The organism is Microbispora sp. NPDC049125 (assembly GCF_040802045.1).
Classification (GTDB): domain Bacteria; phylum Actinomycetota; class Actinomycetes; order Streptosporangiales; family Streptosporangiaceae; genus Microbispora.
Window position 1 is genome coordinate 25,337 of record NZ_JBEZDW010000032.1, and the last position, 26,452, is coordinate 51,788.

At 71.0% G+C, this 26,452-nt stretch carries 26 protein-coding genes; 13 read left to right on the forward strand and 13 right to left on the reverse strand.

The window, feature by feature from the left end; genetic code table 11:
• Positions 1–366 precede the first annotated feature (366 nt).
• Together AB0B72_RS29765 and AB0B72_RS29770 are read left to right on the forward strand one after the other, a co-directional pair.
• Positions 367–492: a hypothetical protein gene (locus AB0B72_RS29765; protein ID WP_367742460.1), complete on the forward strand. Its 126-nt coding sequence runs from the start codon at positions 367–369 to the stop codon at positions 490–492.
• Complete coding sequence (locus tag AB0B72_RS29770) at positions 489–1,598, forward strand: methyltransferase domain-containing protein (RefSeq protein ID WP_367742461.1); 1,110 nt, start codon at positions 489–491, stop codon at positions 1,596–1,598. Before AB0B72_RS29765 ends, AB0B72_RS29770 begins: the two co-directional genes overlap by 4 nt.
• Before the next feature lie 271 nt (positions 1,599–1,869).
• Here the strand turns inward: AB0B72_RS29770 and AB0B72_RS29775 are convergent, their stop codons facing one another.
• Positions 1,870–2,841 (reverse strand): superoxide dismutase, encoded by a 972-nt coding sequence (locus AB0B72_RS29775; RefSeq protein ID WP_367742462.1) that lies wholly within the window; start codon positions 2,839–2,841, stop codon positions 1,870–1,872.
• A gap of 420 nt (positions 2,842–3,261) precedes the next feature.
• Here AB0B72_RS29775 and AB0B72_RS29780 point away from each other — a divergent pair, with 420 nt between their 5' ends.
• Positions 3,262–4,707 (forward strand): hypothetical protein, encoded by a 1,446-nt coding sequence (locus AB0B72_RS29780; protein ID WP_367742463.1) that lies wholly within the window; start codon positions 3,262–3,264, stop codon positions 4,705–4,707.
• Between the two features lie 153 nt (positions 4,708–4,860).
• Positions 4,861–5,631 (forward strand): sensor histidine kinase, encoded by a 771-nt coding sequence (locus tag AB0B72_RS29785; protein ID WP_367742465.1) that lies wholly within the window; start codon positions 4,861–4,863, stop codon positions 5,629–5,631.
• A gap of 79 nt (positions 5,632–5,710) precedes the next feature.
• Here the strand turns inward: AB0B72_RS29785 and AB0B72_RS29790 are convergent, their stop codons facing one another.
• Genes AB0B72_RS29790 through AB0B72_RS29800 form a run of 3 tightly spaced genes read right to left on the reverse strand, consistent with a single transcriptional unit; the run spans position 5,711 to position 8,831 of the window.
• Positions 5,711–6,499, reverse strand: coding sequence for an ABC transporter permease (locus AB0B72_RS29790; protein WP_367742466.1), 789 nt, complete (start codon positions 6,497–6,499; stop codon positions 5,711–5,713).
• Positions 6,496–7,905 (reverse strand): hypothetical protein, encoded by a 1,410-nt coding sequence (locus tag AB0B72_RS29795; protein ID WP_367742467.1) that lies wholly within the window; start codon positions 7,903–7,905, stop codon positions 6,496–6,498. Before AB0B72_RS29795 ends, AB0B72_RS29790 begins: the two co-directional genes overlap by 4 nt.
• Positions 7,899–8,831, reverse strand: a complete 933-nt coding sequence (locus tag AB0B72_RS29800; protein WP_367742468.1) for an ABC transporter ATP-binding protein — start codon at positions 8,829–8,831, stop codon at positions 7,899–7,901. Before AB0B72_RS29800 ends, AB0B72_RS29795 begins: the two co-directional genes overlap by 7 nt.
• A 167-nt stretch (positions 8,832–8,998) precedes the next feature.
• On the opposite strand from AB0B72_RS29800, the gene AB0B72_RS29805 reads away from it, so the two are divergent.
• From AB0B72_RS29805 to AB0B72_RS29815, 3 genes are all read left to right on the forward strand, one after another.
• Positions 8,999–10,117, forward strand: coding sequence for a sensor histidine kinase (locus AB0B72_RS29805; protein WP_367742469.1), 1,119 nt, complete (start codon positions 8,999–9,001; stop codon positions 10,115–10,117).
• Complete coding sequence (locus AB0B72_RS29810) at positions 10,114–10,821, forward strand: response regulator (RefSeq protein ID WP_367742470.1); 708 nt, start codon at positions 10,114–10,116, stop codon at positions 10,819–10,821. The genes AB0B72_RS29805 and AB0B72_RS29810 overlap by 4 nt, the downstream gene beginning before the upstream one ends.
• Positions 10,822–10,967: 146 nt before the next feature.
• Complete coding sequence (locus AB0B72_RS29815) at positions 10,968–11,834, forward strand: hypothetical protein (protein ID WP_367742471.1); 867 nt, start codon at positions 10,968–10,970, stop codon at positions 11,832–11,834.
• On the opposite strand, the gene AB0B72_RS29820 is transcribed toward AB0B72_RS29815, so the two are convergent.
• Entirely contained in the window at positions 11,807–14,386 is a 2,580-nt protein-coding gene (locus tag AB0B72_RS29820; protein ID WP_367742473.1) for a LuxR C-terminal-related transcriptional regulator, read from the reverse strand. The genes AB0B72_RS29815 and AB0B72_RS29820 overlap by 28 nt on opposite strands.
• Positions 14,387–14,451: 65 nt before the next feature.
• Between AB0B72_RS29820 and AB0B72_RS29825 the strand changes: the two genes are divergently transcribed.
• Positions 14,452–15,543: a phosphotransferase gene (locus tag AB0B72_RS29825; protein ID WP_367742474.1), complete on the forward strand. Its 1,092-nt coding sequence runs from the start codon at positions 14,452–14,454 to the stop codon at positions 15,541–15,543.
• Positions 15,544–15,563: 20 nt separating this feature from the next.
• On the opposite strand, the gene AB0B72_RS29830 is transcribed toward AB0B72_RS29825, so the two are convergent.
• Positions 15,564–15,983, reverse strand: coding sequence for a winged helix-turn-helix transcriptional regulator (locus tag AB0B72_RS29830; RefSeq protein ID WP_367742475.1), 420 nt, complete (start codon positions 15,981–15,983; stop codon positions 15,564–15,566).
• A 106-nt stretch (positions 15,984–16,089) separates the two neighbouring features.
• Here AB0B72_RS29830 and AB0B72_RS29835 point away from each other — a divergent pair, with 106 nt between their 5' ends.
• Positions 16,090–17,022, forward strand: a complete 933-nt coding sequence (locus tag AB0B72_RS29835) for an NADP-dependent oxidoreductase (RefSeq protein WP_367742476.1) — start codon at positions 16,090–16,092, stop codon at positions 17,020–17,022.
• Between the two features lie 83 nt (positions 17,023–17,105).
• Here the strand turns inward: AB0B72_RS29835 and AB0B72_RS29840 are convergent, their stop codons facing one another.
• Positions 17,106–17,378, reverse strand: coding sequence for a hypothetical protein (locus AB0B72_RS29840; RefSeq protein ID WP_367742477.1), 273 nt, complete (start codon positions 17,376–17,378; stop codon positions 17,106–17,108).
• A 115-nt stretch (positions 17,379–17,493) separates the two neighbouring features.
• Here AB0B72_RS29840 and AB0B72_RS29845 point away from each other — a divergent pair, with 115 nt between their 5' ends.
• A complete protein-coding gene (locus AB0B72_RS29845; RefSeq protein WP_367742478.1) occupies positions 17,494–18,435 on the forward strand; it encodes a hypothetical protein in 942 nt (313 codons plus the stop codon).
• 2 nt (positions 18,436–18,437) lie between these two features.
• On the opposite strand, the gene AB0B72_RS29850 is transcribed toward AB0B72_RS29845, so the two are convergent.
• Positions 18,438–18,971, reverse strand: coding sequence for an Lrp/AsnC family transcriptional regulator (locus AB0B72_RS29850; protein WP_367742479.1), 534 nt, complete (start codon positions 18,969–18,971; stop codon positions 18,438–18,440).
• A 34-nt stretch (positions 18,972–19,005) separates the two neighbouring features.
• On the opposite strand from AB0B72_RS29850, the gene AB0B72_RS29855 reads away from it, so the two are divergent.
• Genes AB0B72_RS29855 through AB0B72_RS29865 form a run of 3 tightly spaced genes read left to right on the forward strand, consistent with a single transcriptional unit; the run spans position 19,006 to position 21,433 of the window.
• Positions 19,006–19,929, forward strand: coding sequence for a DMT family transporter (locus tag AB0B72_RS29855; RefSeq protein ID WP_367742480.1), 924 nt, complete (start codon positions 19,006–19,008; stop codon positions 19,927–19,929).
• Positions 19,856–20,836: an aldo/keto reductase gene (locus AB0B72_RS29860; RefSeq protein WP_367742481.1), complete on the forward strand. Its 981-nt coding sequence runs from the start codon at positions 19,856–19,858 to the stop codon at positions 20,834–20,836. Before AB0B72_RS29855 ends, AB0B72_RS29860 begins: the two co-directional genes overlap by 74 nt.
• Before the next feature lie 48 nt (positions 20,837–20,884).
• The gene (locus AB0B72_RS29865) at positions 20,885–21,433 is read left to right on the forward strand and encodes an MOSC domain-containing protein (RefSeq protein WP_367742482.1); all 549 of its coding nucleotides are present in this window, start codon (positions 20,885–20,887) and stop codon (positions 21,431–21,433) included.
• A 60-nt stretch (positions 21,434–21,493) separates the two neighbouring features.
• Here AB0B72_RS29865 and AB0B72_RS29870 read toward each other — a convergent pair whose 3' ends face one another.
• From AB0B72_RS29870 to AB0B72_RS29890, 5 genes are all read right to left on the reverse strand, one after another.
• Positions 21,494–21,844 carry a hypothetical protein gene (locus AB0B72_RS29870; RefSeq protein WP_367742483.1) on the reverse strand — a complete coding sequence of 117 codons (351 nt, stop codon included), beginning with the start codon at positions 21,842–21,844 and terminating at the stop codon, positions 21,494–21,496.
• A 23-nt stretch (positions 21,845–21,867) separates the two neighbouring features.
• A complete protein-coding gene (locus tag AB0B72_RS29875) occupies positions 21,868–22,545 on the reverse strand; it encodes a uracil-DNA glycosylase (protein WP_367742484.1) in 678 nt (225 codons plus the stop codon).
• Positions 22,546–22,748: 203 nt separating this feature from the next.
• Positions 22,749–23,639: a carbohydrate ABC transporter permease gene (locus AB0B72_RS29880; RefSeq protein ID WP_367742485.1), complete on the reverse strand. Its 891-nt coding sequence runs from the start codon at positions 23,637–23,639 to the stop codon at positions 22,749–22,751.
• Positions 23,636–25,117: an ABC transporter permease subunit gene (locus AB0B72_RS29885; protein WP_367742486.1), complete on the reverse strand. Its 1,482-nt coding sequence runs from the start codon at positions 25,115–25,117 to the stop codon at positions 23,636–23,638. Before AB0B72_RS29885 ends, AB0B72_RS29880 begins: the two co-directional genes overlap by 4 nt.
• A 12-nt stretch (positions 25,118–25,129) precedes the next feature.
• Positions 25,130–26,452 (reverse strand): ABC transporter substrate-binding protein, encoded by a 1,323-nt coding sequence (locus AB0B72_RS29890; RefSeq protein ID WP_367742487.1) that lies wholly within the window; start codon positions 26,450–26,452, stop codon positions 25,130–25,132.

The window sequence follows — 26,452 nt, forward strand, 5'->3', positions numbered from 1 at the left end:
GGCCCCTTCCGGCCGGTGGGTCTGCGCCAGATGACCCCGACGTTGAAGGTTTCTCCCAGGAGGTCGAGCGCCCAGTGGTCCGCAAGCAGCTGGAATCCCATATTGGGGGAGACTATTGCGCAGCCTTGACTCCTGGTGTCCAGGGTCTATGTGCTGATAGCGCTATAGCGGTCTTGCTCCTAGATTGTTTTCGTCTGATTCTTTTGCGGTGATTTGTTAGCCGAATCGATATGGCTTCTCGAGTGACTAGTTGGAGTTCCATCTAATCGCTATGCTGGCAATGCATTGAGAGTGGGTTCTCAACACTGGGGATCAGCCGTATAGGTCTCTATCGGGCACTTCTGAACAAGAAGGGAACCTTCGAGCGTGGGTGGAAAGCACGAGGGGCGGCCGTCGGAGAGCAAACCGGTGGAGGTGCCGAAGAAGCCGAACGGTGACACCGTCCGGCCTGACCCGGGCGGTGGAAAACACGAGAAGAAGGACGGCAAGTGAACGCCGGCGAGCGAGCCGCCCGACTCGCCGACCGCTTACCGGTCGCCGACGAGCGATGGCGAGAGGCGATGCGGGCGGTGCCACGCCATCTCTTCATCCCCGACCAGGCCTGGTGCCTGCCCGGCGACGGGAGCCCCGGCTATCCGATCGACCGGGGCGGCGAACCCGAGCGCTGGCTCGACGCCGTCTACTCGGCTGCCGCGATCATCACCCAGGTGGACGACGGCGCTACGGACGTTGCCGAGGGTGGAGGTGACTACACCTCGTCGTCGTCCATGCCCGAGATCGTCGCGGCCGAGCTGGAGCTGCTCGATCCGTACGACGGGGACGAGGTCCTGGAGATCGGCACAGGCACGGGCTGGACGGCGGCGCTGCTCGCCCACCGGCTGGGGCCGGACAGTGTGACGAGTGTCGAGATCGACCCGGCCGTGCACGAGGCGGCGGCCGGGAACCTGAAGCGTGCGGGATACGCGCCCCGGGTCGTCCTGGGGGACGGTGCGGACGGGTGGCCGGAGGGCGGGCCGTACGACCGGGTCCACGTCACGTGCGGCGCGACCAGAGTGCCGTACGCGTGGATCGCGCAGACCAGGCCAGGCGGGATGATCGTGTTCCCCTGGATGTCTGGCTGGGGCGGCCACCTGACGAGGCTTACGGTCACGGCGGACGGTGCCGCCGGAGGCGGCTTCCATCAGGCCTGTGGCTTCATGCTGCTGAGATCCCAGCGAGCCGCTCCTGGCGGGATCGAAGGCGACTACCGGGATTCGGGGACGCTCCTCGATCCACGCCGGATCGCGCGTGCGGGTCATGGCGCCGAGGTCGCCCTCGCGGGGCTGCTTCCCGATGTGTCCCGCGTCCATCGCGAGGAGGACGACGGCCGTTTCCGACTGTGGGTGACGTCCGCAGGCTCCGAGGCGCAGGTGCACCATGCGCCCGGATACAGGCAGGCGGCGGTCCATCAGCGAGGGCCGCGCGACCTGTGGGACGAGGTGGAGGCCGCCTTTATGCGCTGGGTCTCCTGGGGAAGCCCCGGCCGGGACCGTTTCGGGCTGACGGTCACGGCCGAGGAGCAGTACGTCTGGCTCGATCGGCCAGGCAGTCGCCTCTGAGCCAACAGAGCCGCCGCATCCCGTGGCGCCACGGGATGTAGGCGGCCTGTCCCATGATGAGCGCGGCGCGGTGGCGCAAGTCACGCCTTTCCGGTGATAACCCTGATCAGCTCGCTAGATATGGGTGATGAGCGCGTAACGCTCACCGTTCATCTGGGCCGCCCCAGAGATCGGGATCGTCGCTGAGCGGTTCGATACGCAGGCGCGACGGGCGGCCCGGTCCCGCCCCGGTCGGTCTGTGCCGGGCCCGGCTGCGATGAGTCCCGTCGGCTCAGCTGTTGACGGCAATCACGCTGTACGGGGTCGTCGGGGTGGGGGGCACGGTGAAGCGTCCGTTGGGGAGGTAGAGACGGCTTCCGTAGGAATCGACGGTGGTGGGGATGTCGAAGCGGCTGTCGGTGAGCCTGCGGACGACCTGTCCCGACCTGCCGTCCGCGCTGAGGCGGACGGAGGTCAGGGTGTTGAGGTAGTTCTGCACCGCGTAGAGGGTGCGCCCCCGGAGCAGCAACCCGTCGCCGTAGAGGAGGGAGTCGGCCCCGAGGTCGACCTGGGTGGCGACGCCGGTCGAGGGGGCGACGCGGAACAGCTTGCCGGTGCTGGACTGGACGATCAGCAGGGCCTGGCCGTCGGGCGTCGGGGCGATGCCGTTGGCGTTGATGCCGTCGGCCCCGCTGCCGGTGGTGTAGACGATGTCCCCGCTCAACGGCACCGTCACCACCTCACTCGGCAGTTGCCCGTCCGTCCGGAGGGGAAGCTTGTACAGCACCGGCCTGATCGAGTCGGTGAAGTAGGCCGCGTCGTGGAGGAGCACGACGTCGTTGACGAACGCGGGCTCCGTGGAGAGCCGGTAGGTCGCGAGCAGACGGCCACTGAAGGCGTCGATGACGCGCGCGTCGCCGCCGGCCCCGCCGGCGACGAACAGACGGCCGCGCCCGTCGAGTTTGAGGCCCAGCGACGGGGTGCCCGGTCCGGGGTTGATGACCCCGCCCCGGCCGGTGAGCAGGTCGGCCCGGTAGATCGCGCCGCTCTCGCGTGAGCTGATGTACGCCACCGGGCCGGGGCCGATGGCGATCCCCTCCGGTGCGAAGCCGCCGGGGAGGGGAAACTCGGTGGGAAGGGCTCCCGCCCTGCCCGAGGCGGAGGAGAAAGTCGCGCCGGCGGGGCCGGTCTCGGCGGCGGCGGAAGCAGCCGGGGCCGCCATGAGCACGGACAACAACCCCGTCACGAGAATTGTGAACTTCATGCAATGCATCCCATCTATAACGAACGACATGATTCGACGGAAATGCTCGCCGATCATGGTTCAACGTACGACACGGACTGGGCGGTGACCATGAATTTCGGCAACCATTCGCCGGCGATCCGATCCGTTCGCTCTCCCGGGCGTCCGAGGGGCCCAAGCTGGGCGCCGCCGGGGTCAAGGCCGATGTGACCTTCATGGCCGGGGCATGCGGTGCGCGCCCCCCGGTTTCCCCGGCGTGGATTCCACCCATGGCGGGCCGCTAACCGCGGGACCGGACGAGCTCTGTTCGCTCGTGAACGAGGCGCGTTCGTGATCGAGTGTCTCCCGCTCGCCGGCCGTATGGGGACTGCGCGTAACCGTTCTTTAGAAATGAGGACTTTGCCGGGAAACGCCGTGTGGTGGACGGTATCCTCCGTTCTCATGTCGCGGCGATCTTGGATTCTCTGGGCGGCGGCGATGCTGACCGCCCTGGGGCCCCAGCTCTACTTCCTGCTCATATCGTTCGCGTTCGGGGACGACGGCATCCGGAGCTACATATGGGAATCCTGGGGTTCCTGCCTGGGCCGTGACATCTACGACCCGATCGAAAGCTGGACGTTCGCGGTCGCCGATTTCCCCCTCTTCCAGTACGGCGGGGCACCGTTGATCGTGCTGGGCTTCGCCGGCTGGTATCTGAGCGTCCGGAGGGGGCGCGAGACGCTCGGCAGGGTCCTCGGCCGCGTCATCGCCGTAGTGCTGCTCGTCCTCAGCCTTCCCGGGCCCTTGCTGATCGGCCTCGACTCGGCGCTCGGCCCCCAATGCGCAGAGGCGTGGGGACCGGCGGACCTGGTGAGCGACCGCATGTGGTGGGGGCTCTATTCGCTGGTGTCTCCCGTGCTGGTCCTGCTCGCCGTACGGCCCCCGCGGCGTGAGTTCGTGCGGCGCAGCACTGTCGCCCTTACGGCGGCGGCCATCCTGGTGGTGGCGACGCTCCTCCTGCTCCCCACGCGGTCCGCCGCGCCATCCAAGGTGAGCAGCGAACAGGAGCTCGACTGTGTCGGCTTCGGGGGCGGGACCGTCACTGGGCTGAGCGCGGATGAGAAGCGCTTCTTATGCCAGGTCCGTGGCTACGACCTGCCCGATGGTTCGTCCTATGGCACGGAAGGTCTCGAGGGGTGGGACGAGGTTTCCGACGAGGACGTCCTGGCGCAGGGGCGTCAGCTCTGTGACGTGGCAACGCGGCATGGAGGCGACATCCAAGCACCGGCCGTACAGCAGGCTCCGCAGGTGTCGCTGGCGGGCGCGCTCACGAGTCTGTGCCCCGCGGTCGCCCGCGCGCAGGAGGCGGAGGGCCGGCGGAGGCAGGAGGAGGCCGACGCGTACGTCGCCGAGAAGGAGAAGGCCTGCGCGGCGCATCCCCGGCACCGGCCGAGGATCCACCCGGTACGGCAGCGCCGGGCCACCATGTGGACCGAGTTCTGGACGATCGACGGGTGGGACGAAGGATTCGAGGGCACCGTCCCCGATCTGGTGAAAGACCTGGTCGGAAGCGAGCGGGGGGCCCTCAGGATCTGGGCGGCCGACGAGATCGGACATGCCTGTGTGACCGCCGAGTCCTACACCAGGCGGCCTCCGCTGGAGGCCAAGGCGTGGGAGGAGATCGTCGAGGTGGGCTACGAGAGCCCGACCGGATCCCTGTACCTCGTCGACGGTGACGGCAAGCAGCTGCCCGGACTCGCGTCCCGCGGCCCGGGTTCGTACCGGGTGCGGGTCCACCTGCGCGGCCGCAAGCTTGTCTACCAGGTGGCGTATCCGCCCGACGGAGCCGTGGAACTGCTGATCGAGGTGTTCCCCGGCAAGGAGAAGAAGCCCGTCGTCTACAAATGAGTCCCGGGCCGTCCAAGGCTCGCCGATCCAGGCGATGGCCCGGAAAGCCGCAGAGGAAGCCCGAGGGGGCCGGCCGACGCCGCCACATGCGACACGGGGCTACTTCAGGTAGCTATAGGGGTATATGTCCGGTCAGTGGGAGGAGGCCGGGACATGGTGTCGTCCAGCCATCTGCGGGCTTGCGTCGGCGAGCTCGACCAGTTCGAACGCGGCCTGCAACGGTCACTGGACAGCCTGCACAACAAGCTGCGGAAGGCGATCGACGAGCAGCGCCGGTTCGAGGCGGACGCCTCCCACGAGTTGCGCACCCCCGTCGCAGGGCTGAGGGCCCGGCTTGAGGAGGCCCAGCTCAACCCCGGCGAGGTAGACCTGGACAAGCTGCTCGAGCGTGCCCTGGGCGACGTGAAGCGGCTGCAGTCCATCATCGACGACCTCCATCTTCTCTCCCAGGTCGAGGCGGCAGGTCGGCCGGCCGGGCCGGTGCCCGTGGACCTCGCGGAGTTCGTCCAGGCCGAGGTGTCCCGGCGGGACCACAAGCACGAGGTCACGGTGAAGGGGGAGCGGGGTGTGGTCGTCACGGCGGTACCCCCGAGGCTCGGCCGCCTGCTCGGCGAACTGCTCGACAACGCTCAACGCCACGCGCGTTCCCTTGTGCGGGTGGATGTCCGGCGCGCCGGAGGCCTGGGTGAGCTGGTCGTGTGCGACGACGGGCCGGGAATCCCGCCGCATGAGCGCGAGCGCGTGTTCGATCGCTTCGCGCGGCTCGACACCGCCCGGTCTCGCGACCGCGGGGGGAGCGGCCTCGGCCTGGCGATCGTCTGGAAAATCGCCGAGGCGCACGGCGGCGATGTCCACGCCGAGGAGGCGCCCGGCGGCGGCGGTGTCTTCGTCGTGCGCCTGCCTCTCGCCCGTACGGCCCGGTGATCGGCGTGCCGCCGTACGGCACCCGCGGGCGTCCGGCGTAGCCGTCGCCGACGGCGCGGTGCCCGCTCAGGAGATGCGTTCAGGCTCTGCGGACCATGAACAGGACGCCTCCCAGCAGCATGGCCCCGGCGGCGTAACCGGCCAGCACGCCGAGGCCCGGCCAGGGAGCGATCGGCAGCCGTTCGAGGTTCCTCGTGGCCTGGATGGCGAGGCCGGCCGTCATCGGCGAGAACCTCCTCAGGCGGTCGAGCCACTCCGGGTCCTTCACGAACGCGCCGACCACCGGCACGACGTACAACAGGGTCAGCACGGCGGTGATGCCGGAGGCGGTGTCGCGGACGGCGGTGCCGACGCCGAGCGCCAGCAAGGCGATCAGGGCGAGATACAGCACCGAGCCGGCGGCGGCCCGCAGCGTCGGCCCGTCCGCGAGCGACAGGGGCGGGTAGCCGTTGGCCTGGCCGAACCCGTTGATCGGCAGCACCACCCGGCCGACGGCCAGCGAGCCGAGCACGCCCACCGTCCCGGCCGTCAGCACGGCCGCGACGACGACGGCGGCCTTGGTCAGCAGCACCGTGTGCCGCCGGGGGACGGCCGCCAGCGTCGTCCGGATCATTCCCGTGCCGTACTCGTCGCTCATCGCGAGCACCGCGAGCACCACGACCAGCGCCTGCCCGAGCCAGACCCCTTTGAGGCTCAGCCTGGCGGTGTCCTCGAAGCACGTGGTGGGCGTGGGGCACTGGGCGGTGCCGACGGCCGCGGTGGCCGCCGCCGTGGCGGCCACCGTGAGCCCGGCCGCGGCGAGCGCCAGCCACAGGTTGCCGCGCAGCGTGCGCAGCTTCGTCCACTCGGCGCGCAGGGCGTGCCTCATGCGTGCCGCCGCCCGCTCCGCCAGATCGCGTAGCCGAGCGCGAGCGCCGTGTACACGCCGAGCACGGCCAGCCCGGGCAACGGCGCGATGGCCGTGTCGTACCGCTCCAGGGTCTGCTGTACGGCGAACCCGGCGGCCGGCGTGACTCTCTCCAGCCACTTCGCCGCGGCGAGTGGAAGCGCGCTGCCGGCGACCAGCGGCGCCAGCAGGAGCAGCAGGACCACGGCGATCGCCGCGGCTCCGCGGCGCAGGATCGAGGCGACGGCCAGGCTGAACACCGCGACCAGCGCCAGCAGCGCGGCGGTGCCCACGATGGCGCGCAGCACCTGCGGGTCGGACAGCGCCGGCGGGGCGGCGTTGCCCTTGCGCACCATCGGTGAGGCGAGCAGGAAGGTGGCGAACGCGGCGACCAGCCCGACCACGAACGTCACCCCCCCGAGCACCACCGCCCGGGCGGCCAGGACCCTGCCGCGCCGCGGGCTCGCGGTGAACGTCGTCCAGATGAGGCCGTGCTGGTATTCGGAGGTGAGGTACAGGACGGCGAGCGCGACGATCGCCATCATCCCGAACATGGCGCCGGTCAGCATCGTCTCGGTGGCGTCGGTGGCGTAGTGGTACATCGCGATGTCCCCGGCCCCCGCCAGGGAGAACGACGTCGCGTCCGGAGCCGCCCGCTCGCCGCCGCCGCGCCACGGCGGCAGCTGCTGGGGCCGCGCGGGCTCCACCTTCACGTTGTCGAAGGTGGCCTCTCCCAGGTTGCTGGTCTCGACGAGGTCCTCGCCGCCGAACTGACGTCGCAGGTTCAGGGCGTCGGGGGAGGCGACGAACATGCCGATCTCGGCTCCCTGGCGCAGCCCTTCGAGCTCCACCGTGCCGACCTTGTTCCACGTGACGCCGTCCGCGGACTCCGAGCCGGTCACGGAGGTGCCCTGGCGGGTCAGCTTGAGCCACCGGGGAGCCCGGCCGGAGCTGCCGGGGATGTCGGTGGTGAAGTTCGCCTGCAACCGGACGCCGTTCCCCGGCGTGATCATGAGTGCCGCGTACGGCGAGCCCGGTTCGGTGCTCGCCCGCAGCATGAGGCCGCCCTTGGCCCACGGGTCGTTGTTCTTCTGTGAGGCGACCCGCACGGTGATGCTTCCGTCGCCGAGCAGCACCCGGTGCACGTAGTCGCCCGCGTCCCGGTACTGCGGCGAGATGCCCTTGGTCGAGCCGTCGCTTCCCGAGCCGGAGCTTCCCGCCCCACCGGCCACCAGCATGCCAGAAAGGATCGTCACGGCGACTCCGGCCAGCATGGTCAGCCCCCACCGGGGCACCGACCTGAGCTTGGTCCACTCCGACAGCATGAGCTGCGCGAAACCGTCACGGGGGTCGCGCACCGAGCTGCGGTACGGCGTCGTCGTCACCATGCCCGCACCTGCCCGGCGGTCGCGTGGAACTCCACCGCGTTCCGGGTGAGCTCCATGTACGCCTCTTCGAGCGACGGGCGGTGCTCGGAGACCCCGGAGAAGGACACCCCGCCGTCGCTGAGCAGGGTGACGATCCGCTCGACCGGCAGCCCCGCGACGGTGACCGAGTCGGGGCCGCCGGCCGCCACGGTCGCGCCGTCGACCGCCAGCACGGTCAGCGCCTCCAGGCACTGCGCGGTGCGTACGGCGACGCGCCCGTCGGACGCGCGGTCGAGCAGCTCCCGCACGCTTGTGTCGGCGATGAGCCTGCCCCTGCCGATCACCACGAGGTGGTCGGCGCTGCCCTCCAGCTCGCTCATCAGGTGGCTCGACACCAGCACCGCCCGGCCCTCGCCTGCCAGACGCCGCAGCAGGTCGCGTATCCACACGATGCCTTCGGGGTCCAGCCCGTTGACCGGCTCGTCGAAGATCAGCATGGGTGGGTCGCCGAGCAGGGCGCCGGCGATGCCGAGCCGCTGGTGCATCCCGAGGGAGAAGGCGCCGGCCCGCCGCCCGGCGGCGGTGGTGAGGCCCACGAGTTCGAGCACCTCGTCGACCCGCTTGGCGGGTAACCCGTTGGATCGCGCGATCCACAGCAGGTGGTCACGAGCGCGCCGGCCCGGGTGGAAGGCCCCGGCGTCCAGCAGCGCCCCGACCTGACACAGTGGCGCCCGCAGCTCGCGGTACCTGCGGCCGCCGACCAGCGCGACGCCGCCGTCCGGCGTGTCCAGCCCCAGCAGCATGCGCATCGTTGTGGACTTGCCCGCGCCGTTCGGCCCGACGAAGCCGGTGACCTGGCCGGGCCGCACCGTGAACGACAGGCCGTCTATGGCGACGGTGGACCCGTAACTCTTGCGCAGCTCACGAACTTCGATGGTTGCCTCCATACCCCGAGAGGCTACGAAGGGGAGGGGCCCCAGGTCGTCACGCCGGGGGACTGTCTTGCGCGCCCCGGCGCCGGGGGACGGACGGGCGGCGTGTCCCTCCAGCGGGGTACGGATCACGGTTCGTCACGGGGGATGGCAGGGGGCGTCGCGTTGGCGACAATGGTCCGATGAAGGAGAGCAGCCGCGTCCTCATGGCCGGCCGGTGGCTCGCAGGCGAGGCCGACTGGCCGCTGGTGGCCGGAGTCGCACTCGGTCTGCTCGCGACGGTCGAAACCGTCATCCGTACGGACGGGTCCTGGGTGATCAGGCCCGTCGCGCTGCTGCTGGCCCTGTTCGCCACCGTGCCTGTGGTCTTCGTGCCCCGTCACGCCCTGTCCGCGGGGATCGTGATCACCGTGTCGGCGTCGCTGACCGCCATGGTCTACCGGTGGGGGCCGACGGCGTCCGGAGTGGTGGCAGTGCTCGCCGTCTGGTCCGTCATCCTGCGCGACCGGGCCCGGCGGCTGCGCGCCGAGGCGGAGGAACGCGAGTCCTCCCGGCGGGCCCTGGAGGACTCGCTGCTGGAGTTCACCGCGCGAGGTGAGCGCGCGCGCATCGCCCGTGAGCTGCACGACGTGGTGGCGCACCACATATCGATGATCTCGGTGCAGGCGGAGACGGCCCGCCTGACCACGCCTGGCATGCCGGAGGACGGGGCGATGCGCCTGCGCGCCATCGGTGAGACGGCCAGGACGGCGCTCACCGAGATGCGCCGCCTGCTCGGCGTGCTGCGCGAGGAGCCCGAGGACGAGCCCATGCGCCGGCCTCAGCCCGGTCTGCGGCAGCTCCTGGAGCTGATCGACGAGACCCGCGCGCTCACCGGCGCCGGCACCCGGCTCATCGTCCGCGGGCCGATCGCCGCGCTCGACCCGGGGGTCGAGCTGACGGCGTACCGCATCGTCCAGGAGGCGCTGACCAACGCGCGCAGGCACGCGCCGGGCGCCGCCGTCGACGTGGAGATGGACTACGCCGGCGAGACCCTCTACGTGCGGGTACGCGACAACGGCCCCGGGCCGCGGGGCTCCACCGGCGACTTCGGGGACCGGCCGGACAGGCACGGGGGCCACGTGGGCCACGTGGGCCACGGGGGGCACGGGGGGCACGGGGGGCACGGCCTGCTCGGGATGCGTGAGCGCGCCGCGATGGTCGGTGGTGAGCTGCGGATCGGCCACGCGAACGGCAACGGCTTCCTCATCGAGGCCGCCCTCCCTGTGGCGGAGCCGGCCCGGAACGGGGTGGGCGTATGAGCGCCGAACGCCCCATCCGCGTCGTCGTGGCGGACGACCAGGAGGTGGTCCGCGCCGGGTTCGCGGCGTTGTTGAGCACGCAGCCCGACTTCACGGTGGTCGCGACCGCCGCCGACGGGGCGGAGGCGGTCTCCCACTGCCGGGCGCATCACCCGGATGTCGTCCTCATGGACGTACGCATGCCGGTCATGGACGGCATCGAGGCGACTCGGAGGATCACGGCCGGCGCCGACGGCGGGGAGCAGCCGCGTATTCTCATGCTCACCACGTTCGACCTGGACGAATACGTGTACAACGCGCTCACCGCCGGTGCCAGCGGCTTCCTGCTCAAGGACGTGACGGCCGAAAGGCTCTTCGACGCGGTGCGCGTGGTCGCCGCCGGGGAGGCGCTGCTCGCGCCCAGCGTCACGCGGCGGCTGATCAGCGAGTTCGCCCGGTTCCGGCCGCGCCCGGTCTCGCCGCGGCTGCGGCGGCTGACACCGCGCGAGCTCGACGTGCTCCGGCTGGTGGCCGAGGGGCTGACCAACGCCGAGATCGCTCCGCGCCTCGTGGTGAGCGAGCAGACGGTCAAGACGCACGTGAGCCGGCTCCTGCGGAAACTCGAGCTGCGCGATCGGGTGCAGGCCGTCGTGCTGGCCTACGAGTCCGGCCTCGTCGTGCCGCGCTCCGACGGTCAGGGGCCGGGCCGGCTGGCCTCACGCTGACGCGGCAGCCGTACGGGGGCTTGCCTGTGGATGAATCGCGCCGTCCTCCGCGCCGGGCGGCTCGCCGTCCACAGAACCGGTTTCGGGAAGCGCGGGGAGGAGGGCGATCGCGGAGTCTGGGGCCTCCAGCGTTCGGAGGAGGAGCCATGAAGATCACCTATCCGATACCGGCCGAGACGACCTCGGTGTTCGTCGTGGCGGTCGACCGCACGCCGACCGACCTGTCGTCGATCGTCCCCTGGCGGATGGGCAAGCCCCACCGGCGTGCCGCGATGGACGTGCTCGACACGCCCCGGCTTGAGCTGGAGGCGTACCGGTCGGGTCAGTCGCCGTGGCGGCGGATGGACGTGAGCCCCGGCGATCTCAAACGGGTGCGGGCGGCGCGCTACCACGTGGTGATCTCCAGCACCGCCCCGGTCGCCGTCCAGCCGGAGGCCGCGCAGGTCGCCCGCGCCGCCGCGCGAGGCGTCGCCGAGGCCTACCGCGGCACGATCCTCGACCCTCTCACCGGTACGGCCGTCTACCACTGCGCCCGGTGCCCGGGGGAGCGGCAGGACTTCCGCCTCGGCGACGACTGGCTGGGGTGGACGGCCGCGGAGACCGGACAGGCGGAGTCGTGCGCCTCCCAGGGGGCCGCCGGGATGTGCGCCTGCCTGCGGATGACGAGCCGGGGCCTGCGGCGGTTCGGCCTGCCCGAGATCATGCTGGAGGGCGCCGCCTGCGCGCACAGCCTGTGCGCGGCGACCATCCTGCGCACTGTGGCGGGGCGGCTGCTGGGGGAGCACCTGGAGTGGACGGCCGCCAACCCGGCCGCGAGCTTCCGGACGGTGGGGGAGCGTCTCCGCGTCGACGGCGCCGACTTCGCCGTGCTGTCCGGTACTCCGGACGCGGAGGGCGAGCCCTTCCGCGTACGGCTCACGCGTGGCGCCGCCGGCCGGGCGTGTGCACGGGTCGCCGGGGCGGACGGCGCCGACGCGCCGCTCCGTCACACCCCCGGGCTGCTGGTCGCCTGAGGCGGGTTCCCCGCATGAGACTCACTCGGGGGCGTGAGCGTCTCCATGACGCGGGCCAGCTCCTCGCGGCCGGTGACACCGGTCCTTTCGTAGACCGTGTAAAGGGTGTTCGCCACCGTGCGGATGGAGACGACGAGGTGTTCGGCGATTTCGCGGTTGGTCAGTCCCCGGGAGGCCAGGACGGCGATCTCGCTCTGCCTCCTGGTGAGGCCGGGCAGGGACAGGCCGACCAGGGCCGGGGTGCGGGCGCCCTGGCAGTGATGGGCCAGGGCCCATGCCCGGGTCTCCGCGGCGCGGGCGTCGCGGGGGCGGCCGTCCTGACGGTAGAGGGCGCCGGACCGGGCCAAGCTCTCTGCCGCGTACAGGAGCATGCCGCGCCGCTCGAAGCTCGCGGAGACCTCCTCCAGCTCCGCGGGGCCACGGGCGTTCGCGTGCCGCGCGAACAGCTCCGCGAGCGGGCCGTGCCCGGCGAGCCGCGCCAAGGGGGCCGCGGCCAGCTCCGGATGGCCGAGCCGTACGACGTCGTGCAGGGCGAACAACGAGAAGAACACATACGGGCTGTCGCCCATCTCCAGCGCCAGCTCCACGGCACCGCTCAGATCGCCTCGGGCGGCGGCGGTCCACACCCTCGCCATTCGCAGCGGGTAGGCGACGAGAGGGCCGGCGGGAGGCACGTGCGCCTCCGCGCGTGCCAGCGCCGCGGCGGCCGCCTCGGCGTCACCCCGGAGGGCGTGGGCATGGGCGAGCTCGCTGAGGCATGGACCGGCGTAGGCGCTCCGCTCCGGCAGCCGGACGACCGCCTCGTCACAGACCGCGATGGAGTCCAGCAACCGGCCGCGCAGCCGGTGGATCTCAGCTTTGCGCCCGCCGAACTGGAGGAACGCCCTGTCCCACAGCTCGAACCGGCCGTCAGGGCCGTACGTGCGGTCCACATACCGATCGGCCCGCCGCAGATCCCCTGTGACGATCGCGGCCGTGACACCGGCGTCGAGCACCACGGCCATGATGCTCGGCATCGCGTCGGGCAGCTCGGCGAGCCTGGTCAGCAGACGGTCGACCTTGATCATCGCCTCGCCGCCGTGGCCGGTGAGCGCGAGCAGACAGGCCTCCGAGGAGGTGAGCGCACCCCACGCGGAGTCGTCGGCAGGCCCCTCTCGCCGGACATCGGCCAGGTAGAACTCACCGGCCGGGAGGTCTCCGGCGAGCGTTGCCACCCCGGCCTCGAAGCAGTGCAGTACCTGCCAGGCGGCCCGGCTGGACGTGGTCCGCTTGGCCTCGGCGAGCACGGCCCTGGCCTCGTCCGTACGGCCGAGAACCCAGGCCAGATTGATCGCTCGCATCGCGGATCCCTCGAACCGCGTGACGTCGTCGAGGCCGGAATCCATCGCGGCCCGAAAGAGCTCCTCCGCCTCCGCGCCGCGATCCATGTAGGTCAGGACGTTGGCGAGGGCGAGCCGGGCCCGGGCGCCCTCGCCCGCGGCGGTGGCGAGGCGCTCGGCCAGCGTCAGGTCCCGCACCTGTCTCGCCTTGCCGCACGCCCGCAAAAGGAGGTCCGAATCGCCCGCGTCGCCGGCGTCGAGCCGCCAGACCGCGATTCGCAGCACGTCCTCCCGCCGGCGCGCTCCGGTGCCCGCGACGGCGTCGGCCAGCCGGCGCGACACCGTCCTGGTCCGCAGCTCGCCGCACTGGTCGCGCAGGACTTCGCCGTACAGAGGGTGCGCGAGCCGCACATCCAGCCGGCGTCCGCTCGGCTGCACCGTGACGAGCTGCCGCTGCTCCAGCCGCTCGATGGCGGCCTCCGAGCACAACGAGGCCAGCAGCCCGGCGCCGAGCGGCTCGCCGAACGCGACGAGCTCCATGACCTCGCGCTCCTCGCCGCTCAGGTCTCCGATGCGCGCGGTGACGATCTCGCGCATCGAGGTGCTCATCGCGAGGGGGCCGTTCCACACCCACAGACCGCCGAGGTCGCGCAGCACACCGCTGAGGACCAGCTCGCGCAGATAGAGCGGATTGCCCTGGCTGACGGCCCAGAGCCGGGCGAGCGACCCCGCCTCGATCCTCCCCGGCAGCGCCTCGGCCAGCATGCGCTCGGTCTCCTCCATCGACAGCGGAGCGAGCTCAAGCCGGGTGAGCAGCTCGTCCTTCCACAGGGCCACGACGGCGTCGGGCGGCTTGGCCCCCGCGCGGACCGTCACCAACAGCCGTGCGGTCCCGTGCAGGGCCAGAAGATGGACCAAGCCCGCGGACGCCGGGTCCAGCAGATGTGCGTCGTCCACGACCAGGGTCGGCGCGTCGATCGCCGCGGCCGCCCATCTCAGCGGGTTGCCGCCGGGCCGCGAGCCGGGCAGCAGGTGCGCGAACGCCCCGAACGGCAGCTCGGCCGCCGCCTCCGTGGCCCGGGCCCACGCCACGCCCGGGACATCCCGTACGGCCTCGGCGACCAGCCGGCTCTTCCCCGCGCCCGCCGGTCCGAGCACGACGACCCCGCGTCCCGCCGCGCGAAGCTCGGCGAGCTGGTCCGCGCGGCCGGCGAAGGGCCAGGGACTCGACATGCCGCGAGGATATTTGAGTACGGCCGACTCATGCGATGCCCGCAAGGGGCGATCATCGTGGTGCCATGAGCGTTCTCGCCGACACCGATCTGACCCATCTCGTCCGGACCAGCCTCGAAGACCCCACCGCGGAGATAGCCGAACAGCATGTGACACCGGTCGACGCCGAATCGGGCGCCTTCTCGACGGCCGGCCTCCACCGGGTGAGCGGGACGACCACCGCCGGAGCGACCTGGTCGTTCTTCGTGAAGTCCGTCCGCTCCGTCCGCCACTCCCCGGCGCTCGCGACGCTTCCGGAGCACCTGCGGGGCCCGTTGGTCGAGACCTTCCCGTGGCGCGCCGACGCGGACGTCTACCTGGCGGCCAGGGAGCTTCCCCCCGGGTTGCGCCTGCCCCGGCTGTACCGCGTCGACGACCTGGGAGACGACAGCCTGATCATGTGGCTGGAGTACGTCGAGCAGGCCCCCGGCGCCGCGTGGGACCTCGGCAGGTACGCACGGGCCGCCCACCTCCTGGGAGCCCTGGCCGCGATACGCCCGATCGCCGGCTCCGCCCCCGGCCCGTCACCGGACAGCGGCCTACGCGTCTTCTGCGAGAAGCTGCTCCCCGGCACGATCGACCCGCAGCTCCTGGGCGACGAGCTGTGGCGGCATCCTCTGGTCGCGCCATACGCCGACGACCGCCTCCGCCAGGACATCAAGATCCTCATCGACCGCCGGACGGCCATACTCGACGCCCTCGACCGTCTCCCGCGCACCGAGGTCCACGGCGACGCCAGCCCGCAGAACCTCCTGATCCCGGCCGACGGCTCGGCGGACTTCGTCGCCGTCGACTGGAGCTTCAACGACCCCGCTCCCGTCGGCCACGACCTGGGCCAGCTCCTCATCGGCCGCGTCCACACGGGCCGGCTGGCGGTCGAGGAGCTGCCCACGCTCCAGGAGACGATCAAGTCGTCCTACGCCGCCGCCTTTCCCGCGGCCGACCCCTCCCACATCACCCGCGGCTTCCTCGGCGGCCTGGTCGTCCGCAGCCTCTGGACCGCCATCCCCGTCAACCGCGTCGCCGAGGAGCCCACCCCGGACCTGCACGCGGTCTTCCGGCGACGCGTGGCCCTGGCCCGCTACATCGCCGACCAGGGTCTTGCGCTCGACCTGTGAGGCGTACGCCCGCAGGCGTGTCAGGCGGGCGGGTCAGGCTCCGGGAACGGCCGGGGCTCCTCGGCGGCCCGGCGATCGAAGGACTCCCGGGCCGCGAGGATCTCGTCGACATGGTCCTCCGACCAGCATCGGATCCCTTCCATCAGCGTCACCAGGCTGTGCCCCAGCTCCGTCAGCGCGTAGTCGACCCGAGGAGGGATCGTGGGGTAGATGGTCCGCGCCACCATCCCGTCGCGTTCGAGGTTCCGCAATGTCTGGGTGAGGCTCTTCTGGGTGATGCCGTCGAGCCTGCGGCGGAGCACGCCGAACCGCACCGGGCCGTCCCGCAGAGCGTCGATCAGCAGGCAGGTCCATTTGTTCGCGATGGCATCGAGCACCTTCCGGGACGCGCAGTCCCTCAGGTACGCGTTCGCCCCCCCGCTGTATCTGAGCCGCGCCATGGTATCCATAAGGTACCTATATCTCTGAAAGGTGCCTTCTTTCCAGTGGATACCGGAATGAAGACCATTGATCTCGACGAGGTTCCCCCTTATCGAGGAGATCGAGATGCGCACCATCACGCAGTCCGTCTTCGGCGGCCCTTCCGTGCTGCAGGTGACCGAGGTCGAGCGCCCGGCGCCGGACCACGGGCAGGTCCTGATAAAGGTCGGTGCGGCGGGTTACAACCCCGTGGACTCCGTTGTCCGATCCGGCCTGTTCCCGCTGCTGGGCGAGCCGCCGTTCACACTCGGCTGGGACGTCGCCGGCGTGATCGAGGAGACCCACCCCGGCGTCTCGGCGTTCCAGCCGGGAGACGAGGTGTTCGGGCTGGTCGGCTTCCCCTCGGCGGGCAACGCGTACGCCGACTACGTGGTCGCCTCGCCCAATGAGATCGTCCGCAAGCCCGCGCGGCTGACCTTCGAGGAGGCGGCGGCGCTGCCGCTGTCCGGCCTCACCGCGTGGCAGGCGCTCACCGGCATCGCCCGGCTGGACGCGGGCCGGCGGGTGCTCGTCCACCGGGCCGCCGGCGGGGTCGGGCATCTCGCCGTGCAGCTCGCCAAGCAGCGCGGCGCGTACGTGATCGGCACCGCCACGGCGGCCAAGCACGAATTCCTGCGAGGGCTGGGCGCCGACCAGCTCATCGACCACACCGCCGCCGACTTCGTCACCGAGACCGAGCCGGTGGACGTGGTGCTCGATCTCCTCGGCGGAGAGTACGCGGAGCGGTCGGCCGCCGTGCTCAAGCCCGGCGGTCTGCTCATCGGCGCCATCGGCGGCAATCTGGGCATCACGCCGGAGCGCGCCGCCGAGCTGGGCGTGAGGTTGCAGGTGCTGTCCGTACGCCCTTTGGCGGCCGACCTCGCGGCGCTGGGGGCGCTGGCCGAGACAGGGCGGCTGAAGGTGCACGTCGAGCAGGCCGTGCCGCTGGCCGAGGCGGCCAAGGCGCACGAGATCGGAGAGACCGGGCGGGTAACCGGCAAGATCGTCTTGGTGCCCTGATTCCCCCGCCTGTGCGTGTCACCCAGCCTCTTCGGGCTCGCGTCGATCGAGACAAGGACCCGCACCGGCGGGCGGCGTCGTGATCAGCGGTCAGGTCGCGGCCACGGGGGCCACGGGGCCGCGGGGGCGTCGAGGAACGCGCGGGCCTTCTCGACGCATCGGGGGCACACCGGCTCCTTCACGGCCCTCGCCAGGCTTTCCGGTGTGGGCTCGCGCATGGATCCCAGAGGCGTCATGCCCGGAGGGAGACCGGTTGCCGGGTCGACGTCGAAGAGGGTGACGGTCGACGGATCGAAGGCGAAGGCACGCCGGCACGCGTAACACCGCCCGATGGTCGTGATCGGTTTGTCGTCCATCGCTCCTCCCTGTCCGGACGCTACACCTGGCGGGCGTCGGGCACGACGCCCGCCGGGCGTCCGGGCGGGTACGAGGCGCGGGAACCATTCGACGCGGGCCGCACGTCTGCCGTATGTGACCCCCTTCGCTGCGATCGACGAAGAGATACGCGACGCCCGGGACCGGGCCCGTCGCCGCGAGCAGCTCACCCGGCAGCGTGCCGCCCTTCTCCACCAGATGGACGAGGTCAGGCACCTGCTCGCCGAGCTGGAAGGACAGCTCGCCAAGGAGGACCGTGACGTCGCCAAGCTGGAGCAGGGCGGTTTCACGGCCTTCCTGTCCGGCCTGACGGGGAACAAGGACGAGCGGCTGGCCCGGGAGCGCGCCGAGGCCGCCGCCGTGCGGGAGCGTGTCAAGGGCCAGCGGACGAGGCTCGACTGGCTGGCCACCGACCTCCGCGCGGCGGAGCAGGGTCTCGCGGAGGCCGGTGACCCGGGACGCGAGCTGGAGGCACTGCTGGCGCGCAAGGAGCGGATGCTGGTCGACTCGGGAGACCCGCGTGGCCGGGACCTCGCCGATGTCGCCACCCGGCTCGCCGGCGTGACGGCCGACCTGCGTGAGCACCAGGAGGCGCACCAGGCCGGGATGGCGGCGGCTCAGGCGGTCGCCTATGTCATGCGTTTCCTGGGGAGCGCCCGCGGCGCCTCCACCTGGGACATGCTGGGCGGCGGCGGCTTCGCCGACATGGTGGAGCACGGACACCTCCGGCAGGCAAGCGAGGCGGCGTGGCACGCCCAGGCCGTGCTCGACCGGTTCTCCCGGGAGCTGGCCGACATCGGTGTCACCGCCGCTCCGCGGCTGCCCGAGGTGGACACCCGGTGGTTCGCCGACGTCTTCTTCGACAACATCATCACCGACGCGCTGAAGCACCAGCGGATCGCGCGTACGGCGGAGTCGGTGCGGCAGGTCGCCGAATGGGTCGGCGGCATGGTGAACCAGCTGGCGGCCAGGTGCGGGGAGCTCACCCGCTACCAGGAGTCCCTGGTCAGGCGCCGCGAGGAGCTTCTCGGCGCCTGACGTCACAACGGTGGCGCGTCCTCGAACGCGGGCTCCCGGCGGGGTGATGCCGGCTCGTCCGGCGTCACGGGACGGCGGGGGACGGGGGCTGACTGGACGATCGACGTGGTCGTCCGCCCGAAGGGGGTGAACCGGTCGAGGATGGGTTCGAGCTCGTCGATCGCGCGCAGGTGCATGGTCAGGTGGAAGCAGTCCTCGCCGGTCATCCGGTAGCACTCGACGATCTCGGGGATCTCCCTGGCGATCATGGCGATGCGCGGCAGCTGGCGGACCGCCGGACGGACGCGGACGATCACCATGAGGGGGAAGCCAAGCGCCCGGGGGTCCACCTCGGCGCGATACCCCGTGATCACTCCCGTGTCCTCCAGCCGCTGCACTCGCTCGGCTACCGACGGCGCCGACAGGCCGACCCGCCGGCCCAGCTCGGCGAGGCTCAGCCGGGCGTTCGCCTGGAGCTCGACGAGGATGCGTCGGTCGACGGCGTCGATCGCCTTCGGTTCGTAGGCGCGCTCCGGGCGTATCCTTCGGTTCGTCATTCCGCCACGTTAACGATCTGGCTGACAATCCGGTGTGGGCCTTCTCCAGCGTTCCCCCTGGCTCTATTTCGTCGGAAGCGCGATCTTTCACTACCTCGGCCCGGCGTTCGCGGTGCTGTTGTTCGCCCGGATCCCGCCCCTCGGAGTGGCGGGCCTGCGCATCTGGAGCGCCGGTGTGGTACTGGCGATGTGGTGCCGTCCCTGGCGGGCCTACGCCCGGCTCGGTGCGGGAGGACGGCGGGACGTGGTCGCTCTCGGCGCCGTGCTCGCCGCCATGAACGCCTGCTTCTATCTGTCGATCGCGCGGTTGCCGATGGGCACGGTGGCGGCGATCGAGTTCCTGCCGGTCATCGCGCTGGCCGCGGTCGGCGCTCGCACCGGCCGCAACCTCGCCGCGCTTGCCGGCGCCGTGGCCGGCGTCTACCTGCTGACCGACATCCGGCTGGCGGGAAACGTGACCGCCTTCGTCTTCGCCTTCGCCAACGCCGCGCTGTTCGCGGCCTACATCGTGCTGGCCCACCGGGTCGCCCAGCGGCTGAAGGGCCTGGACGGGCTGGCCCTGGCCATGTTGGCGGCCTCGGCGTTCATCCTCCCCGTGAGCCTGCTGCCTGCCGGTCCCGCCCTCGGTGACATCACCCTGCTCGGCGCGGCGATCGGCGTCGGGATCACCTCCTCGGTCATCCCCTACGTGTGCGACCAGCTCGCGATGGCCAGGATGAGCCGGTCCACGTACGCGCTGCTCGTCGCTCTGCTCCCGGCGACGGCCACGGTGATCGGCGTCCTCGTGCTCAGACAGGTGCCGTCGGTCGTCGAGGTGGCCGGAGTCGGCCTGGTCGTGTGCGCCGTCGCCCTCCACAAAGGAACCCACTCCGAACGGAGAGACCATGAAGTACGTGAGCCTGGGATCGTCGGGCCTGAAGGTGTCGCGGATCTGCCTCGGCATGATGAGTTACGGTGACGCCGGCTCGCGAGCGTGGCACCTCGGCGGTGAGGCGGCCGAGGCCGTCGTGCGGCGAGCGGTCGAGTCCGGCGTCACGTTCTTCGACACCGCCGACATGTATTCCGAGGGCGCGAGCGAGGAGATCACCGGGCGGCTGCTTGACAAGCTGTTCGGATGCCGTGAGGACTACGTGCTGGCCACCAAGGTCTACTTTCCGACCGGACCGGGGCCCAACGACCGGGGACTGTCGCGCAAGCACATCCTGGCCGCCGTCGACGCGTCGCTGCGGCGCCTGGGCACCGACTACGTCGATCTCTACCAGATCCACCGGTGGGACGACGAGACGCCCATCGAGGAGACGATGGAGGCCCTGCACGACGTCGTGCGGGCGGGCAAGGCCCGCCACATCGGCGCCTCCAGCATGTACGCCTGGCAGTTCGCCAAGGCGCAGCACACCGCCGAGCGCCACGGCTGGACCAGGTTCGTCAGCATGCAGAACCACTACAACCTCGCCTACCGCGAGGAGGAGCGCGAGATGATCCCCCTCTGCCGTGATCAGGGCGTGGGGGTGATCCCGTGGAGCCCGCTCGCCCGCGGCCTGCTCGTCGGCACGCGTGAACGGGGCGGCGGGGGACGCACCGTCCGGTCCGGCAGCGATCCACTCGCAGACGAGTTGTACGGCGAGGCCGACTTCGATGTGGTGGACGCCGTCCGGGCGGTCGCCGGCGCGCGAGGGCTGCCGCCCGCGCAGATCGCCCTGTCCTGGCTGGTGGGGCGGCCGGAGGTGACCGCGCCCGTCGTGGGCGCGACCAAAATCGGCCACCTTGACGACGCCGTGGCCGCGCTGGGGATCGCGCTCACCCCGGAGGAGGTCGCCCGGCTCGAAGCGCCCTACCGGCCGCACGCCGTGCTGGGCCACCAGTGACACGGACCCAATGTCCGGTCTGCGAAGATGATCCCCGGAGGGGGGACGATGAGCACAGGCGCGGTGGTGGTGGCCGTGAGCCGCAGCGGAGGCCACACCTTCAGCAAGCCGAACGCGCATGCCATCCGGCTTCTGGCCGGTCTCGGCGTCGAGGACGACGCCCACATGGGTGTGACGGTGAAGCACCGGTCGAGGGTCGCCCGCGACCCCTCGCAGCCCAACCTCCGTCAGGTGCACCTCATCCACGAGGAGCTGCACGACGAGTTGCGCGCCCAGGGCTTCGCCGTACGGGCGGGGGACATGGGGGAGAACGTCACGACAAGGGGTGTGGACCTGCTCGGCCTGCCCACGGGGACGCTGCTGCGCATCGGCGCTTCGGCCGTGGTGGAGGTCACCGGCCTGCGCAACCCCTGCGCGCAGCTCGACCGGTTCCAGGACGGCCTGATGAAGGCGGTGCTGGACCGGGACGAACACGGCGGGCTCGTCCGCAAGGCGGGGGTCATGGGAGTGGTGCTGGCCGGTGGAGAGGTCCGGCCGGGAGACCCGATCGAGGTCGAGCTCCCGGCCGGGCCTCCCCGCCGGCTCGAGGTCGTCTAGAGCTTCGACGGTCGTCTGCCCTCGAAGCCGTCGAGCTCGCCGGCGCTGTACCGGGCAGGATCAGTGAAGGTGGCCGGGCCCGTCGAACTCGTGGTCGTCCTCGTCCTCCTCCTCGAGGACGCCGTCGGAGGGCTCGACGCCCAGCATGGCCTCCCTGGGCTCCACTTCGGCCACGTGCTCGACCAGCCCGAGGACGTGATCGGGCTCGATGAGCCACTGCAGGGCCGCCGCGCCGGTCTCGTCGGTGTTCACCAGCTCGATCTGCTCCTGGCGCTCGCCGTCGTCCAGCTCCGTCTGGGGGTCGCGGATCTCCGCGAGAGCCGCCGCCTGCAGCGCGCCGATGTCGAGGACCTCGACCACGAGGTCCACCGTGAGCCGCAGGTAGCGAGCCGTATCCGTTCCATCGCTCATGGTCGGGATCCTATCGGCAGCCGTCACGGCAGCTTCCATTCGACGGGTGCGGCGTCCTGCCGGACGAGGAGTTCGTTGGCCCGGCTGAAGGGCCGGGAGCCGAAGAAGCCGCTGCGGGCCGACAGCGGGCTCGGGTGGGCGGACTCGATGCACGGCACCTCGCCGAGCATCGGGCGCAGGTTGCGGGCGTCACGGCCCCACAGGATCGCGACCAGCGGGCCGCCCCGGGCCACGAGTGCCTTGATGGCCTGCTCGGTGACCTCCTCCCAGCCCTTGCCCCGGTGCGAGGCGGGCTTGCCCGGCATGACCGTCAGCACCCTGTTCAGCAGGAGGACGCCCTGCTCGGTCCAGGGGGTGAGGTCGCCGTTGGACGGCTGGGGATGGCCGAGATCGGCCGTGTACTCGGTGAAGATGTTGCGAAGGCTCCCCGGCAGCGGCCGCACGTTGGGGGCGACGGAGAAGCTGAGGCCCACCGGATGGCCGGGCGTGGGATATGGATCCTGCCCCACGATCAGCACCCGGACATCGGCCAGGGGCTGCTGGAACGCGCGGAGCACGTTCGGCCCGGCCGGGAGGTACTGCCGGCCCTCGGCGATCTCCTGCCGGAGGAAGTCACCCATGGCGGTGATCTGCGCGGCGACGGGTGCGAGGGCCTCGGCCCACCCGGCTTCCACGACTTCATGCAACGGACGTCCTGACATGGTCGCGCACTCTATCGGCTTTCCCCGTTCCGTACGGGAGACACCGGCGGAAAACATCGGATGCCCGCCTACCCCCGTAAAGCGGGCATCCGACATCTTGAATACCCGAGTCCCCGATTAGGGGACATCGGGGGCCCCGGGCCCCCACAATGGGGCCTAGTCCGGATGCGCGCTTTTCCCCCCGTGAAGTGCGCATCCGGACGCTACTTGACCGACCCCGCGAGCAGTCCCTGGACGAAATACCGCTGGAACGCGAAGAACAGGATCAGCGGCACGATCAGCGACAGGAATGCACCGGGTGCGAGGATGTCGACGTTCGTGCCGAATTGCCGCATCTGGGACTGCAAGGCCTTGGTCATCGGCTGGTTCGCCGAGTCGGCGAAGACCAGCGCGACGAGCAGGTCGTTCCACACCCAGAGGAACTGGAAGATGCCGAGCGACGCGATCGCGGGCTTGGCCAGAGGGAACACCACGGTCGCGAAGATCCGCCACTCCGGAGCACCGTCCATGCGGGCCGCCTCAAGCAGCTCCCTGGGAATTCCCGCGAAGAAGTTGCGCAGCAGGAAGATGGCGAACGGCAGGCCGAACGCGACGTGGAAAAGCACCACCCCGGTTATCGACCCGAAGATGCCGAGCAGTCCGTACAACTTGGCGATCGGGATCAGCGCGATCTGGACCGGCACCACGAGCAGCGCGATGACCACGAGGAACACCGTGTCCCTGCCGGGGAACTCGATCCAGGCGAACGCGTACGCCGCCATCGCCGCGATGCCGATGACCAGCGCCGTGGACGGCACCGTGATGAGCACGGTGTTCCAGAACGACGAGCTGAACCCGGACGCGAGCAGGTTCGAGTAGTTCTTGATCGTCAGCTCGGCCGGCTTGGTGAAGATCGTCCACCAGCCGGTCGAGTTGTTGGCGGTCTCGCCGCGCATCGAGACGATGAGCAGCCCCAGCGTCGGGAGCAGCCAGAACAGCGCGATCAGCACCATGAAGATCTGGACCACGCCGCCGCCCAGCCGGTCCACGAGGCGGCCTGCCCGGCCGCGTCGGACTCCGGGCGTCGCCTGGATCGGTTCGGCCAGGGTTGTCATCGCTCGTCCCTCCTGAACCGGCGGATGTTGAAGATCATGAACGGCACCACCAGCACGAGCAGGAGGATCGACAGCGCGCTTCCCATGCCCTGGTTGCCGCCGCCGCCGAACGAGACCCGCCACATCTCCAGCGCGATCACGTTCGCCTGCGGCTGCACCGAGCCCGGCGCGATGATGAACACCAGGTCGAAGACCTTGAGCACATTGATGATGATCGTGACGAAGACCACGAGCAGCACCGGCGCGAGCAGCGGCACGGTGATCCGGCGGAACACCTGCCACTCCGTCGCGCCGTCGATGCGGGCCGCCTCCAGCGCGTCCCTGGGGATCGCCGAGAGCCCGGCCGCGATCAGGACCATCGCGAACCCGGCCCAGACCCAGATGTACGCGCCGATGATCGCCGGCGTGATGAGCGACGGGCCGAGCCAGCTGATCCCGTTGAACGGCGCGGTGAAGTTCGACTGCGGCAGCCGCAGGGTGTAGGACCCGTCGGGCAGGCCGGCGAAGTGGAACGTGCCGTCCTGCGCGGTCTCCGTCGTCGCCCTGACCGCGCCGCCGGAGACCGCTTCCACCGTGATGCCGGCCAGGCCCTTCTCCTGGGTGTCGATCTGGTTCAGAGTGCCGCCGCCCCCGCGGACGACGTCGAGCCAGACGGTGCCACTGAGACCGCCGGCGGGCGCCGCCTTCGCGGGCGCGGCTCCCTTGACGGCGTCCTGGTTCAGCCCCACGAGGGGGATGAGCACAGGCCGGCCGGCCTGCGCCTGCTGTTTGGCCACGACGGCGCCGCCCTGCACGACCGCGGGCGCCTGGTCGTTCTCCCGAGGCCGGGCGCCGGGGTAGCCGTGGCTGGAGGAGAACGCGTCGTGGATCGTGGTGACGACGGCGTTGGCCACGCCGCGGTCGGGGTCCTGCTCGTAGACGAGCCGGAAGATGACCCCGGCGGCGAGCAGCGAGACCGCCATCGGCATGAACAGGATGAGCTTGAACGCCGTCGCCCACCGGATCCGCTCGGTGAGCACGGCGAAGATCAGGCCGAGCGCCGTCACGATGATCGGGGCGACCACGACCCAGATCACGTTGTTCCTGATCGTGGTCAGGGTCGCGGAGTCGGTGAAGATGGACAGGTAGTTGCCCAGCCCGACGAACCGGTTGCCCGTCGCGTCGTAGAGGCTGCGGTACGCCGAGTAGGCGATGGGGTAGAGCATCCAGGCGGCGAGCAGGAGGAGCGCGGGCAGCAGGAAGAGCACCGCCAGCCTCGGTGACGGGCCGAGCCTCCGTGGTGCGGCCCCCTCATTGGAGACGCCGGCGGCCTCTGCGGCCCCGGGAGCCGTGGAAGCGTCGGGGGTGTCGGGAGTGTCGTGAGTCTCGGGGGCGTCGGGAGCGGGCACGCCGCCGGTGGGAATCTGTCGCGGGCCGGGGGAGTCCCCGGCGGCGGAGTCGCCGCCGGGGGCCTGCGGGCCGTCCAACCGTTCGGTCACGGCCGTCCTTCCTTACTTCTTGAAGGCCTTCGCGGCGTCCGCCTCGAGCTTGCTCTGCGTGCCCTTCACGTCGGAGGGGTTACGGACGAAGTCCTGCAGGTCCTTCCACTCGCCCTTGCCTTCCGTGCCGCCGAAGGCGCTCGGGGCCAGGTCGGACATGTCGTACCGCGCCGACTCACCCGCGGAGATGATCGTCTGGGCGAGCTGCTTGGTCAGGTCGTCCGGGTAGTTCTCGGGGGAGACGTTGCGGTTGGGGGACAGGTAGCCGGGCTGCTTGGCCCAGACCTCGCCGCCCTCCTTGGAGGCCAGGAACGCCAGCAGGGCCTGGCCGCCCTTGGAGTCCTTCATCACGACGCCGACGTCGCCTCCGAGGATCACGGAGGGGGTGTCGCCCACCTTCGGGAACGGCATGATCTTGGCGTCCTCGCCGACCTTCGCACCCGACTGGCCCACGGAGGCGGCCACGAAGTCGGCCTCGATGACCATCGCGGCCTTCTTCTGGCCGTAGACCTGGGTGACGCAGGTTGGGAAGTCGGTCTGCAGCGCGCCGGACGGGCCGCCGAGTATGAACTCCTTCTTGCCGACGATCTGGGCCATCTTCTGCAGCGCGGTGGTGACCGAGGGGTCGGTCCACGGGATCTCGTGCTTCGACAGCTTGTCGTAGTTCTCCGGGCCGGCCGAGGAGAGGTAGATGTTCTCGAACAGGTCGGTGAGCGTCCAGCCCGAGGCTCCGCACAGCGCGAACGGCGTCGTGCCGGAGTCCGACAGGGTCTGCGCCGTCTTGCCGATCAGGTCGTCCCAGGTCGCCGCCGGCTGGGCCCCGGCGTCGTCGAACGCCGGCTGGCGGTACCAGATGAGCGACTTGTGCGCCGCCTTGACCAGCACGCCGTACACTTGCCCCTTGGCCGAGCCGAGCTCCTTCCAGTACGGCGTGTAGTTCTGGTCGATCTGCGCCTGGACCTCCGGCGACAGCGGCTTCAGCGAGTTGTCGTCGGCGTACTGCTGGACCAGCCCGGGCTGCGGCAGGATCGCGACGTCCGGCGCCTTGCCCGCCTCGATGCGCGGGCCGAGGAAGGCTCCGGTGTCCTCGCCGGTGGCGGTGTAGGTGACGACGGCGCCGGTCTTGGCCTGGAAGGCGTCGAGGACCTTCTGGAAGTTGGCCTGCTCGTCGCCGGTCCACTTGGCCGCGACCTCGATCTTCTCGCCGGCGAGCGGCTTGGCGGCGGGGGCGGCGGCGCCGCTGCTCTGGCCCGCGGCCGGGGTGTCGGCGGAGTTGCCGCCGCACGCCGCGACGGCGAGGGCGAGGAGCGCGACCATCGGGGGGAGTTTGCGCAT